This window comes from Collinsella sp. TM10-22 (genome assembly GCF_003466125.1).
Lineage (GTDB): Bacteria > Actinomycetota > Coriobacteriia > Coriobacteriales > Coriobacteriaceae > Collinsella.
Genome location: NZ_QSOC01000003.1, coordinates 108,568 through 121,775, shown reverse-complemented (window position 1 = coordinate 121,775; position 13,208 = coordinate 108,568). Strand labels below are relative to the sequence as shown.

At 63.1% G+C, this 13,208-nt stretch carries 12 protein-coding genes; 5 read left to right on the top strand and 7 right to left on the bottom strand.

Features of this window, described 5'->3' with window-relative positions:
• Nucleotides 1-72: 72 nt before the first annotated feature.
• The 3 genes from DXD94_RS03985 to DXD94_RS03975 all read right to left on the bottom strand — a co-directional run bounded on the left by DXD94_RS03985 (nucleotide 73) and on the right by DXD94_RS03975 (nucleotide 3,349).
• Nucleotides 73-774, bottom strand: a complete 702-nt coding sequence (locus DXD94_RS03985; protein ID WP_117763282.1) for a hypothetical protein — start codon at nucleotides 772-774, stop codon at nucleotides 73-75.
• The gene (gene folP / locus DXD94_RS03980; RefSeq protein ID WP_117763281.1) at nucleotides 775-2,502 is read right to left on the bottom strand and encodes a dihydropteroate synthase; all 1,728 of its coding nucleotides are present in this window, start codon (nucleotides 2,500-2,502) and stop codon (nucleotides 775-777) included. It abuts the gene before it with no gap.
• Nucleotides 2,503-2,596: 94 nt separating this feature from the next.
• Nucleotides 2,597-3,349, bottom strand: coding sequence for an NAD-dependent protein deacylase (locus tag DXD94_RS03975; RefSeq protein WP_117763280.1), 753 nt, complete (start codon nucleotides 3,347-3,349; stop codon nucleotides 2,597-2,599).
• 135 nt (nucleotides 3,350-3,484) lie between these two features.
• Between DXD94_RS03975 and DXD94_RS03970 the strand changes: the two genes are divergently transcribed.
• Nucleotides 3,485-4,303 carry an exodeoxyribonuclease III gene (locus DXD94_RS03970; protein ID WP_117734766.1) on the top strand — a complete coding sequence of 273 codons (819 nt, stop codon included), beginning with the start codon at nucleotides 3,485-3,487 and terminating at the stop codon, nucleotides 4,301-4,303.
• Nucleotides 4,304-4,651: 348 nt separating this feature from the next.
• Here the strand turns inward: DXD94_RS03970 and DXD94_RS03965 are convergent, their stop codons facing one another.
• From DXD94_RS03965 to DXD94_RS09920, 4 genes are read right to left on the bottom strand one after another with little or no spacing between them, the layout of a single operon-like run.
• Complete coding sequence (locus DXD94_RS03965; RefSeq protein WP_117734767.1) at nucleotides 4,652-5,365, bottom strand: DUF6580 family putative transport protein; 714 nt, start codon at nucleotides 5,363-5,365, stop codon at nucleotides 4,652-4,654.
• Between the two features lie 4 nt (nucleotides 5,366-5,369).
• On the bottom strand, nucleotides 5,370-6,803 hold the full coding sequence (locus DXD94_RS03960; protein WP_233540314.1) for an ABC transporter ATP-binding protein: 1,434 nt from the start codon (nucleotides 6,801-6,803) through the stop codon (nucleotides 5,370-5,372).
• Nucleotides 6,804-6,823: 20 nt separating this feature from the next.
• Complete coding sequence (locus DXD94_RS03955; RefSeq protein ID WP_233502131.1) at nucleotides 6,824-7,711, bottom strand: energy-coupling factor transporter transmembrane component T; 888 nt, start codon at nucleotides 7,709-7,711, stop codon at nucleotides 6,824-6,826.
• Nucleotides 7,680-7,814, bottom strand: coding sequence for a hypothetical protein (locus tag DXD94_RS09920; RefSeq protein ID WP_255415020.1), 135 nt, complete (start codon nucleotides 7,812-7,814; stop codon nucleotides 7,680-7,682). Before DXD94_RS09920 ends, DXD94_RS03955 begins: the two co-directional genes overlap by 32 nt.
• 96 nt (nucleotides 7,815-7,910) lie before the next feature.
• On the opposite strand from DXD94_RS09920, the gene glmU reads away from it, so the two are divergent.
• The 4 genes from glmU (at nucleotide 7,911) to pth (ending at nucleotide 13,062) form a co-directional block, all read left to right on the top strand.
• A complete protein-coding gene (glmU, locus tag DXD94_RS03950) occupies nucleotides 7,911-9,323 on the top strand; it encodes a bifunctional UDP-N-acetylglucosamine diphosphorylase/glucosamine-1-phosphate N-acetyltransferase GlmU (RefSeq protein WP_117763279.1) in 1,413 nt (470 codons plus the stop codon).
• A 191-nt stretch (nucleotides 9,324-9,514) separates the two neighbouring features.
• Nucleotides 9,515-10,501, top strand: a complete 987-nt coding sequence (locus tag DXD94_RS03945; RefSeq protein ID WP_089573682.1) for a ribose-phosphate pyrophosphokinase — start codon at nucleotides 9,515-9,517, stop codon at nucleotides 10,499-10,501.
• 452 nt (nucleotides 10,502-10,953) lie between these two features.
• On the top strand, nucleotides 10,954-12,081 hold the full coding sequence (locus DXD94_RS03940) for a hypothetical protein (RefSeq protein ID WP_117763278.1): 1,128 nt from the start codon (nucleotides 10,954-10,956) through the stop codon (nucleotides 12,079-12,081).
• A 351-nt stretch (nucleotides 12,082-12,432) separates the two neighbouring features.
• Nucleotides 12,433-13,062, top strand: a complete 630-nt coding sequence (gene pth, locus DXD94_RS03935; RefSeq protein WP_199568372.1) for an aminoacyl-tRNA hydrolase — start codon at nucleotides 12,433-12,435, stop codon at nucleotides 13,060-13,062.
• The last annotated feature ends 146 nt before the right edge of the window (nucleotides 13,063-13,208 follow it).

Here is a 13,208-nt window from a genome sequence, read left to right as displayed (position 1 = left end):
GCGGAACCCTCCCCGGCACAGGCCGAAGAGGGCTTCGTTGTCATTGTTGTCTTTGGACGCGAACGCCCCGCGCTACAGACCGCGAATGCGCACGGCCTCGGGCGGAAACTCCTGCTCGCCGGCATCGGTCTTGATGGTCGCACGGCCCCAGATATCCAGGCCCGCAAACACACCGACCGCAAGCGGCAAACCGTTGGGCGACACCGCCGCAACCTGACGACCCAGCAGCGGCACCATGTCGAAGTACTCGCCCAGCACCGGAGCCAACGGGCCGGCAGCGCCCTGCGGCGTGTTGGCAACAACTGCCCAAGCGCCCACGCGGGTCAGCACGGCGGCAGACAGCGCCTCGACCAGCGCCTCGTCGGCCATATCCACGCCAAGCCCGCTCAGCGCCGTGCGCTCAATATCCACCGTCACGGCACCGAACATGCCCGCGGCACCGGCACCACCGTTCACGGCAACGCGTGCGAACGGCGTCTCGAACGCGGGCGCGCCGCACACGATGTTGCTCGGCCACTGGATACCCACTTTACCGGCAAGGCCCAACCCCGGCGTCGAAGCCGTGCCCACAAGCGCGTCCATCATGCCCATCGCCGCCACAAACGGCAGGCCGTGGAAGGCATGCATATTCACGTCTGGGCGCACGACCAGCGAAAACGTCAACGACGCCTCACCCGCACTCCAAGCGCACCAACCCGCAGACGCACCCTCGCGGCCCGCGTCGCGCGCGGCATCAAGCTCGGTGCCGGCGGCTACAGCATTCATCTCAATCATCTACATACGCCCCAATTCGCCCACGATATGACCCACGCGGTCCTCGGGCTCCTTGACCTCGACGCCGTTGAAGCGGAAGAACCGCGCCGGGTCGTGCATCAGGTCCTCGAGCGGCACCAGCACAAAGTCGCGCTCGCCGATCAGCGGATGCGGCAGGCGCAGCTTCTTGCCGCCGTGCGTCTCACCATCCATCCACAGCAGGTCCAAGTCGATGGTGCGCGGGCCGTTGACCTTGGCCTTCTTGGAGCGGTCGCGGCCCAGCTCGAGCTCGATCTTCTGCAGCTCGTCAAGCAGTACCAGCGGCGCCAGCTCGGTCTTAATCTCGATAACGGCGTTGGCAAACGCGTCCTGGCGCGTCTCGTAGGCCGGCTCGCTCTCGTAGATGCGCGAGCAGTTGGACACGCAGGTGAGCGGGATCTCGGCGATCATGTCGCGCGCGGCGCGGATGTTGTCGCAGCGATGTCCCAGGTTGGAACCCACGGCCACAAACGCGCGGCGCGGCTGCGGCTTGGCGACGGCCCAGTAACCGTTCAGGAACTGCGCGAAGCCGGTGACGTCGTGCACGCGCACGATGTTGGCACCGGCCTGGATGGCGCCCAGGCACACACCAAACGTGGCGGCATCGCGCGCGGCCGCCTCGGTCACGCCCGAGACGGCGCCCACAAAACGCTTGCGCGACACGGCGCACATGAGCGGATAGCCCAGCGATGCCATCTTGGCGGTCTCGCGCTGGATGACGATATCCTCGTTGGCCGTCTTGCCAAAACCCGGGCCGGGGTCGATGCAGATGCGATCGCGCGACACGCCGGCATGGATGAGCGTGCGGGCCTGGTCGGACAGGAAACCCATGACGCGGCGCATGATGGGCGCCGAATCGGGCAGGGTGAAGCGGCGGAGCTGAGAGGTGGGCACGTAGGCCTCCTCGCGGCGGGCGCTGCGGCGCATCATGGCTGCCAGGTGGTCATTGGGCTCCGGCGCGGGCTCGGGGGTCGCGGCAGGCTCGGCGGCAGGGGCGACCCGCTCGGCCGCCGGTGCCGCCTGCTTCTGCTCGTCCGCAGGCTCGGGCGCGGGCTCCGGGTCGCCAAACGGCAGCGAAGGCTGCACCACGCCGCCCGGAAGCTTGGCCTCCGTCTTGGGCTCGCCCAGCAGCTTGCCGCGACGGCGGCGAGCCGGCTTCTCGGCCTCTCGCGCGGCCTCGGCAGCCGCCTCGCGCGCCTTCTCGGCAACAAACGCCGCGGCCGAGGTGTCGAGCTGCACCGTTGCATGTGTGCGGGTAGGTGCCGCGACCTCGCCGGCGTGCATCACGATGACGCCGCAGGTGCTTGTCGCGACAAACTCGACCATCTTGGGGTCGGTGAAGCCCGTCACATCGTTGACGATCGAGGCGCCGCAGCGCACGGCAGCCTTGGCGACCGCCACGTGGCGCGTGTCGATCGAGACGATGGCGCCCTCTTTTGCCAGCGCGCGCACCACGGGCAGCACGCGACGAGCCTCCTCGTCGGGATTGACCGGGGTAAAGCCGGGGCGCGTGGACTCGCCGCCTACGTCGATGATGTCGGCGCCGGCGTCGAGCATCGCCAGGCCGTACTCGATAGCGGCATCCGCATCGAAGTGCTCGCCGCCGTCGCTAAACGAATCGGGCGTCACGTTGAGGACGCCCATGATGCGCGGACGGTCAAAGCTGAGCTCGTACTTTCCGCACCGCCATGTCTTGCTATCGTTCGCCATGAACATCCTCCTAAAATGCCCACGCCGCCGCGCTTGGGCGCTGGCGGCGGGGTCGTTTTGCAATCAGTCTTTCTATTGTATCCGCGTGCGCGGGCTAGAACGCAAACGCGGCCGCGATGTCGCAAGAAATCAGCAGGTCGGCATTTGCATCCTGATCGGTGGGAGCAAGATTGCAAATGGCCAGCGTATCGCCGGTAAAGTAGCGCGTAAGGCCCGCCGCCGGATACACCACGAGCGAAGTCCCGCCCACAATAAGGGCATCGGCCGCGGCGATGGCGGCAACGGCACCGGTAAGCACATGCTCGTCGAGCGGCTCCTCGTAGAGCACCACATCGGGCTTGATGCGGCCGCCGCACACAGGACACGCGGGCACGCCCGCGGCATCCTCGTGATCGCGCGCACAGATCCACTCGGCGCTATAGACTGCGCCGCACGCCTGGCAAATGCTGCGGTGGACCGAGCCGTGCAGCTCGAACACGCGCTGCGAGCCGGCCATCTGATGCAGGCCGTCGATATTTTGCGTCACCACGGCGCTAAGCTTGCCGGTCCGCTCCAGCTCGGCCAGTTTGGTGTGGCAGCGATTGGGCTTGGCGCCAAGCGCGATCATCTTGGTGCGGTAGAAGTCAAAGAACTCGGCCGGATGCGTCTCGTAAAAGCTATGCGAGAGCATAGTCTCGGGCGGGTAGGCAAACTGCTGATGATACAGGCCGTCCACGCTGCGGAAATCGGGAATGCCGCTCGCCGTGGAAACGCCCGCGCCGCCAAAGAACACCACGCGCTCGTGGGTATCGAACAGCTCCGCCAGCGCCGCGGAGGCCTGCTTGGGGTCCGATATTGCCTGCGTCATACGAGTCCTCCGTCCTGGTTGGTCGGGCAGCGTCGGGCAATATCCCAGCACGCGGCCCTTGGGTTGTCACGCGTGGTGCCCGCTCCGCCCTTGTTGCGCTAATCTTAAGCCTGCCAACCCCGTCGAAAGGACACCATGCCTCAGACTTACACTTTCGCCTCGTGGAACGTCAACGGCCTGCGCGCCGTGCTCAAAAAGGACCCGAGCTTTATCCAGATCGCGCAGGAGCTCGATGTCGACATCTTGGCGCTGCAAGAGACCAAGCTGCAAGAGGGCCAGGTCGATATCGACCTGCCCGGCTATCACCAAACCTGGAGCTACGCCGAGCGCAAAGGCTATTCGGGCACCGCGGTCTTTAGCCGCCAGGAACCGCTGCGCGTGCTGCGCGCCGATGCCCTGCTGCCCTACGCCGGCGAGGGCGAGGCGGCAGAGCTCGTGGCGCAGGCCGCAACCGAGGGCCGCGTCTGCGCGCTCGAGTTCGATAAGTTCTGGTTTGTCGACGTCTATACGCCCAACGCCCAAAACGAGCTCGCCCGCATCGATGTGCGCATGGCGTGGGACGATGCCTACCGCGGCTTTTTGAGCGCACTTGAGCGCGAGACCGGTAAACCCGTGGTGACCTGCGGCGACTTTAACGTGGCGCACGAGGAGATCGACCTTAAGAACCCCAAGTCCAACCGCGGCAACGCGGGTTTTTCGGACGAAGAGCGCGGCAAGTTCACCGAGCTGCTCGATGCCGGCTTTACCGATACCTGGCGCGCGGCAAACCCCGACGTCGAAGGCGTCTACAGCTGGTGGAGCTACCGCTTTAATGCTCGCAAAAACAACGCTGGCTGGCGCATTGATTACTTCCTGGTGAGCGACGCAATCGCCGGCAACGTGCGCGACACGGGCATCCGCGGTGGCATCTTTGGCAGCGACCACTGCCCCGTTACCCTCGCCCTTGAGCTCTAACCCAACTGATCTCCCAAAGACGAAGAAAAGCGGGGCGATTTCGTGGCGGGCGGGTTCAGCTGATTCCCTGGGACGTCTGGGGACGGAAGAAAACGGATCAATTTGGCTCTCTGAGGGCCACGATGCCCGTCATGTCAACCGGCCATTTCAAAACTATGCCGGTTTACGGGGCTAAATCGCAAACCCCCAACCATACGCAATTCCGAAATAATAAAACTGCAGGTAAACGGCTTACTCTATTTCGAAAAAAGCCGGTATGGCCTGCCTGTGCCAATCTAGCCCCGTAAACCGGCATAGTTTTGAAATGGCACTTCGACAGTATTGATTCCCGCCCCGACACAACCAGCCCTACAGCCCGTACTTCACGACGACTCGGTTGATGCGGCGACACCAGGGCTTGTACAGGGCGGCCAAAAACACGCAGGTCGCGAGTCCGTGCGTGATGTCGAACGGCACCGCCGTGGCAAGACGCGCCACGGCGCCCGCCCACGTGAGCGGCTGCACAAAACCGATGATGTCGTATGCGTTGATCACGACGCCATAGAGCAGGCCCGATGCAAAACCGTACGCAAGCAATGCCGGCATGCGCACGGTCCCATCCGCACGGTCGAACGCACCCGCATGCGCCAGGGCGCCGCCAACATAGCCGACGAGTCCCCAGGCATACATCTGCCACGGCGTCCACATACCCTGGCCAAAAAAGAAGTTGCTGGTCAGCGCCGCCAGCGCGCCGACCATAAACCCGTTGCGCCGGCCCAGCGTCGCCCCCGCGATAATGGCGATGGCGCTCACGGGTTTAAAGTCGGGAATGGGGCCAAACAAGATACGCCCCGCCGCGGCCAACGCCGCCAGAACCAGCGTTGGCATAATCTGGCGCAGGCCGGGGCGCGATACCTCGTAGCCCGCAAAGAACAGCGCGAGCACCAACGCCACCACGACAAGCATGGCAAGCGCCGCCTGTTCAACGCCCGCCAGCAACGCCGCAGTCATCACTGCGGGGACCGCCAGCAGCAGCGGGATTTCCATTTTTGCAAGTAGGCGCGAGACGCGATAATCCGCCATTCCATCACGCCCTATAAAACACGTTTTCGGCAAAGAAGTCGGTCGGCGGCTCCACGCAGGCGATCTCGCCGTCAAACATCATGGCGATTTCGTCAGCGACCTGCTCGGCAAAGTCCAGGTCGTGCGTGGCCATGATGACGGTGCCGCCGGCCTGCGCATGCTCACGCAGGGCTCGGGCGATAATGCAGCGACTTGCCAGATCAAGGCCCTTGGTGGGCTCATCAAGCAGCAACAGCTCGGGGCCAATCAGCAGCAGCTTTGCCAATGCAAGCAGTTGACGCTGTCCGCCCGAAAGATCGCACGGGTGGCGCCCATCCAGGCCCGACAGCCCCAGACTTGCTGCGCGCTCCTGTGCCACGGCCTCGTCGTACCCGCAGGTCGAAGCCCATTCCATTAGTTCATCGCGAACCGTCTCGGCAACCAGCAGGGCCTTGGGATTCTGAGGCAGCAGCGCCGCCGAAGCCGTCCCACGCACCATGCGGCCACGCTGCAGCTTAGCCGTCTTGGCCAGCACCGAGAGCATCGTTGACTTGCCGCAGCCGTTTCCGCCCACGACCGCATGCACCACGCCGGCCGAAAACGCCACGTCGAGCCCGCGCAGCACCCAACCGCCCGCGCGATCGTAGCGAAACCAGCCCTCGCGGATAGCCGCTGCCGCACTCGTCGCCGCCCCCTGCGCGGGCCGGCAAGAGTCCAAAGCCAAAAGTCCCTCGCGACTACCCAAACTCGCTAGGTCAACCGCCTCGCGCACGCGACCGCCCTTAATCCGGTACGCATACGTCGCATACTCGAGCATCGGCCGCGGCTGGTGCGTTGCCACAACAACCGTGCAGCCCAGCTCGCGATTCACACGAAACAGCGCATGCATAAAAATTTTCTCGGCGACGGGGTCCAGCTGGGACGTGGGCTCATCGAGCAGCAGCACGCGCGGGCGCAACGCCAGCACGGCAGCCAACGACAGCAGCTGCTTGCGTCCGCCCGAAAGCGTGTCGGTATCGCGGTGGAGCCAATCCTCCAACCCAAAGAAATAGCTGGTCTCGGCCACGCGACGCCGCATCTCGTCGCGCGACATGCCCAAGTTTTCCAGGCCAAACGCCATCTCGTGCCACACGGTCTCGCACACAATCTGGTTTTCGGGGTCCTGAAACACATAGCCCACGCGCTCCGCGGACGCCCGAACGTCCATGTCGGCAACGTTCTCGCCCAGCACGAGCAGTTCGCCAGTGCGCTCGCCCGCCGGAGCGATCTCGGGCTTGAGCAGCGACAGCAGCGTCGACTTACCCGACCCGGTACCACCAACGAGCAGCGCAAACGCGCCTTGGGGAACAGCCCAGTCAAGCCCCTCGAGCACCGGCGCCTCGGCCCCGGGGTAGGCAAAGCGCAGGCCTCGCACTTCAATCGCCGGCTCATCCGAGCCGCGCGCCGCGTCCGTCATCATGCTCCCGTCCAACCGAGTCATCAGCCAAACCTCTTTTCGTCAACCGCGTGCAGCACGCAGGGCAGTGCCATCCAAGCCGCGTATACAACATAGCCCGGCCACGGTGCCGGCACCGAAAGCTGCGGGTAAAACGAATACTGCGTCGTCGCAACCCATGCCACCGCTACCGCGGCGGCACCAAACGCCGCAAGCCCAACCAGCGCGGCAACATCGCCGCGCCCCAGCCGATACCGCGCGTACGTCGTGCGACGCGTCGCGGCGCCCCACCCACGGGAACGCATGGCGTCCGCGCGCTCCAGCGAATCTTCCATGCCCCAGCCCATCAGCACGCTCGATGCCCGCAGGCGCGAGCGCACGGGGTCGGCCGGCGCGCGCCCCGGCACGTCAATCGCATCCTGCACCGCCAGCACCGTACGACCGCGGCGCAGAAACTGCGGGATAAGCCGCATGCACATCGAGATCATGAGCGCGACCACCGGCGCGGCGTTGCCAAAAAGCGCGAGCACCTTGTCGTAGCTAAGCATCGACGCCGCGGCCTCAAACCACAGCACGCTCGCCACAAACAGCCCGCCCATGCACAGGCCGTATACCATGCTCTCCAGATACACCGCGCGCATGCCAATACGGAACAGCTCCGTCGAGCCCGAGGCGCTAAACAGCGGATTGACCAGCGCGATGATCAAAATCACCGGCAGCTGCCAGCGAAGCGCCCCCAGCGTACGCGCTGCACCGCGCGTCGCAAACCCGTACGCCAGCCCGCCCGCAAGCGACAGCGCAATCAACACCGGTTGCATCGAGAACATGGTAAGCCCCAGCGTCAGCACCATATAGAGCGCCGGCACCGCCGGGTGCGACATCGAGAATGCCGCGACGGGCTCACTGCCCGATTCCTCTCGCGTGATGTCCACGGGCACCCCCATCCCCTCGCTCAAACGCCAACGCCGCAGCGCCGCCGACGCCATACACAACCAGCGCAAACGCCACACCGGCGACACCGACATCGGCCGCCATGCGCCAATCGTTACGCGCTCATCATATGCCTGCGGTATCATATTGCGCCGTGTATCGTTTCCAAACACACGTCTCTATAACGTAACAGGAGATCACATGGACGCAACCGCAATTATCCTCGCCGCCGGCGAGGGCACCCGCATGAAGTCGAACCACTGCAAGGTTTCGCACAAGATCCTGGGCAAGCCCATGGTTCAGTGGATCGTCGACGCCACCATCAAGGCCGGCTGCAGCCGCGTCGTGGTCGTCATCGGCAGCCACGCCGACGAGATGCGCGCCCTCATCGACGGCGCCTACGCCACCAGCGCCACCAAGGTCGAGTGCGTCGAGCAGACCGAGCGCCTGGGCACCGGCCACGCCGTGAAGGTCGCGCTCGAGGCCTGTGGCATCACGCAAGGCCCCGTCGTCGTGCTCAACGGCGACCTGCCGCTCATCACCGCCGACACCGTCGCAAAGTTCGCACAGACCGTCGCCACCGGCGAGCTCACCTGCACCGTCATGACCATGACCCCGCCCGATCCCTTCGGCTACGGCCGCATCAAGCTGGGCGCCGATGGTCAGGTCGAGCGCATCATCGAGCAGAAGGACTGCACGCCCGAGCAGGCCGCCGCGCTGCTGGAGTGCAACGCCGGCTGCTACGCCTTTGACGGCGCGCAGCTCGCCGCCCACATTGACGAGATCGGCAACGACAACGCGCAGTCCGAGTATTACCTGCCCGACATGCTCGAAATTCTCAAGGGCCACGGCCAGGCGGTCTCCATCTTCCACTGCGATGATTACCGCGACGGTCTGGGCGTCAACAGCCGCATCCAGCTCGCGCAGCTCACCGCCATCGCGCGCGATCGCATCAACGAGCACTGGATGGCCGAGGGCGTCACCTTCATCGACCCCACGCAGGCTTGGATCGGTCCCGACGCCGTCATCGGCCGCGACACCGTCGTGTGGCCGCAGACGCACCTGATCGGCCACGTCACCGTGGGCGAGGAGTGCCAGCTCGGCCCCAACAGCCGCCTCACCGACACCACCGTCGGCAGCGGCTGCGTCATCGATGAGACTATCGCCATCGAGGCCGTCATCGAGAACGGCGTCGACTGCGGCCCGCGCGCCTACCTGCGCCCGGGCACCCACATGCTCGATGGCTCCAAGGCCGGCACGCACGTGGAGATCAAGAAGTCCACGATCGGCGAGGGCTCCAAGGTGCCGCACCTGTCCTACATCGGCGACACCACCATGGGCTCCGGCGTCAACGTGGGCGCGGGCTCCATCACCTGCAACTACGATGGCGTCCACAAGCACAAGACCGTCATCGGCAAGGACGCCTTCATCGGCTCCGACACCATGATGGTCGCGCCCGCCCAGATCGGCGACGGCGCGCTCGTTGCCGCCGGCTCCGTCATCACCGAGCCGGTTCCGGCAGACGCACTCGGCCTGGGCCGCGCCCGTCAGGTAAATATTGAGGGCTGGGCCGCCGATTATCGCCGCCGTCTGCACGAGGACGACGAGGTATAACGTTTTATCAAGCACAAAAGGAGCTGTTCCATGGAGCAGCTCTTTTTTCTATCGTGACCTGCGCAACCGGATGAGTGGTCGGTTCGTGTCCGTTGACGGTAAAGACGTTATCAAGACTCGATAAACCCTATCGCGCGGTTACAATGCAACAAGGCATCTATATGGCATTCGATGTATAAAGGAGAAGGGTAATGCCGATTAATGATCCCGAGAAGTCGGAGAATATGCGCAAGTCCATCCGCGTGTATTCCGGTTCCTCCAACCGTCCCCTCGCTCAGAAAATCGCTGAGTACCTTGGGGTCGAGCTTTCGGGCCTTACGCTAAAGCAGTTCGCCAATGGTGAGATTTACGCCCGCTACGACGAGACCGTCCGCGGCGCCGACGTCTTCCTGATTCAGTCCGTAGCCGGCGGCAACGTCAATGACATGCTCATGGAGCTGCTCATCGCCACCGACGCTGCCAAGCGCGCGTCTGCCCGCTCCATCACCGCCGTCATCACCCACTACGGCTATGCCCGCCAGGACCGCAAGGCCGGCCCGCGCGAGCCCATCACTGCCCGCCTCGTCGCCAACCTGCTCGAGCGCGCCGGCGTCAACCGCATCATCACCCTCGACCTGCACCAGGGCCAGATCCAGGGCTTCTTCGATATCCCGGTTAACCACCTGTCCGCACTGCCGCTGTTCGGCCAGTACTACAACGACATGCACTTCGACACCGACAACCTGGTTGTCGTGTCCCCCGACGTGGGTCGCGCCAAGGCCGCCAAGAAGCTGTCCGACATGCTCGGTTGCGATCTCGCCATCGCCCACAAGGGCCGTCCGCGCCACAACGCCGCCGAGGTCATGGGCATCATCGGTGACATCAAGGGCAAGACCTGCATCATCAATGACGACATGATCGACACCGCTGGCACCCTGTGCGCCAACGTCAAGGAGCTCAAGGCCATGGGCGCCGGCGACATCTACGTGTGCGCCACCCACGGCATCTTCTCCGGCCCGGCCATCGAGCGCCTGAACGACGCCCCCATCGTCGAGTGCGTCGTCACCGACGCCATCCCCGTCGAGGTCGGCGGCAAGATCAAGACCATCTCGGTCGCCGAGGAGTTCGCTCAGGCCATCTCCGCCGTTTACCACGAGGAGCCCGTCTCCACGCTCGTCGGCGGCGACTTCGCACTGTAATCCAACGCGCATCGCATCATCTTTGATGCTTTTAAAGGGTCGGAAGCTCGCTTCCGACCCTTTTTCTATCCCTCGCCAACCTTCCCTGGACAATTAGTTCAGATACGTATTTTTTTAAAGCCCCAAAGGGCCGTTTGGAGCCTTCTGAGCTCCCCGGCGGATGCCATGCCGCCCAATGCTCATCGTTTTCGAGTACAACCGCCGCATATTTACCCTCAAATCGCCCTCGAAGGCCCTTAGAAACGCCTCGAACGCCCGCCGTCTTATACGTATCTGAACTAACTGTCCAGTAGCTATCGTCAACCTTCGCGGCAGAGCTCAATTTCCTGCAATCCCCTCAACCGATTCCATCGATTTCATAACACCCAGCCGTTCATGGCGCGCAGCGCCCCGCTGAGCGAAAAGAACGGTATGGCGGTCGCATTCTGCCGCCAACTTAGTACGTTATAGCTATGACGACCGTGATTTCACATCTCTCCGCCCTCCGCGCAATTCGTCGCGCACGACGGGCGTACTCTGCCCTACCCTGGGACTCCGTTGATAGTGAACAGCAAGCACAGGCCTTGGCTAGCTGCATTCCCAATAATGACGCGATAGACTTTGGCGCACTTTCGATACTCGACGCCTGGAATGAAGATGATTCCGAACTGCTCGATCTTCTCGTTTCAAGCGAAGACAACAGACGCCCCGACAAGCGACTTCTTCAGCATATTCTCTCCGCTCCTCTTCCTGAAGGTGCAATTATGCACGTCGAGGCCGACATCTACGCAACGTCTCCTGCCATGACAGCCATGCTTTGTTCCAAAAATGAATCAGTCGCCAAAACCTTGATGCTTCTCATGGAACTGCTCGGAACCTACTCCCTTCCTCCCGGGGCAACATACCCCATTGCCTATGACGACGTCTGGCCCAAGGGAGATGGCTACGAAGCGATGGACGACCTCGATTGCCGGGGCGATCAGTCGGCGGCCGAACAGCAGAACGAAACCCGCTACGAACAGGCGCACTACAAATGCGAGCCCGCCACAACTATCGAAGAGCTTGAGGCGGTCGCGCGCTTCGCCAAAAGTAGCTCATACACCTCGTTTCGCACGGCAGTCAATCTCGCCCGACCCGGATCTGCATCCCCAGCCGAATCCCTAATGTTTGCCGTTCTCGGAGCGCCCATGCGCTTTGGCGGATTCGGATGCTGCAGCCTGCCCATGGGAGGCCTGCTACTCAACCATCGAATCGACTTCGACACTCTTGCGGTCAACATGTCCTCCGGCATCCCTTACGCCATCTGCGACCTATATTGCCCGGCAGCCGGAGTCGACAACGAATACAACGGAATTGGGCATGAGCTTCAAAACGCTCGCATCCACGATGGCAATCGAAATAATGGACTCAAAGCAATGGGCATCCACGTCCTGGTTATCAATCGCGACCAAATGAAAGACCTTGTTGCACTCGAAGCCTTCGCCCAAACGACGCATCGACTCGCGGGAGTCCGATTCCGGTATCGCATCAAGGGCTATCGCAAGCGTCAGGCCGCTTGGCTCAACGCTCTGCGGGCCGGAATCGGCCTTGCGCCGGTCTAAACGGCGAATCACCCGTGCGCCGTCGAGCAGGGCTGGACAGTCAGTTCAAATACGCATAAATGGACACAGTGAATTAGGCTGTTTTACAGCTATCTCTATACCATTCGCCCTATTTGAAGGCAGGGTAGACTTCAAAACGGCGCCATATGGACTAACTAAAGCTCCAAAACAACGTATCGGCATCGAATTAAGCACTTCGAGTCCTCAGAACTTATACGTATCTGAACTAACTGTCCACCTCGGATTTTGACGGCCGTCCAAACGCCCCCAAACAACCTCAATTGCCCTCCATTTGACAGTGGCAACAGGGTCGCTCACCATAGCAGGCGACAAATCAACGAAAGGATGAACATGGCAGCTGCACAGCCGCTTAAGATTCGCATGGTTGCCGGGCTTGGCAACCCGGGCGAGGAATATGCCGAGACCCGCCACAACGCCGGCTTTAAGGCGATCGACGAGCTGGCCCGTCAGGCCGGTGTCACGTATTGGAAAAACCAGGCCGGCGCCGAGGTCGCGCTCATCAACATCAACGATGCCGAGGAAGAGGACGGCAAGCGCCAGATCGTGCTGGTCAAGCCGCAGTCGTACATGAACACCTCGGGCGGCCCCATCTCCAAGCTCTGCCGCGAGTACAAGATCAAGGCCGAGGAGCTGCTCGTCATCCACGACGAGCTCGACATCCCCGCCGGCGATGTGCGCGTCAAGGTGGGCGGAGGCCATGCCGGCCACAACGGCCTGCGCTCCATCATCGACAAGATGGGCAGCCGCGACTTTAGCCGCATCCGCACCGGCATCGGCAACCCTCCCGGCAAGATGGCCGTCGCCGACTATGTGCTCAAGCAGCTGCGCGCCCGCGAGGCCGAGGATTTCCAGGACACCTGCGCCCGTGCCGCCGACGCTGCCGGTCTGGCCATCGTCCACGGCGTAATCTACGCCCGCGATCACGTAAACGGCGCCGCTTCCGCCAACGGCAAGCACTAAAACCTGCCAAAATAAACCTGTCCCTTTTTGGCAGGTCACTTTTCCCACCTGCCGAAGATACACGCAAGCGACATGCCCATGAGGGTATAATTTGCACCGTATGTCTGCACAACGCCTGTGCGCGTACGGTTCTAATCGGGCTGCCG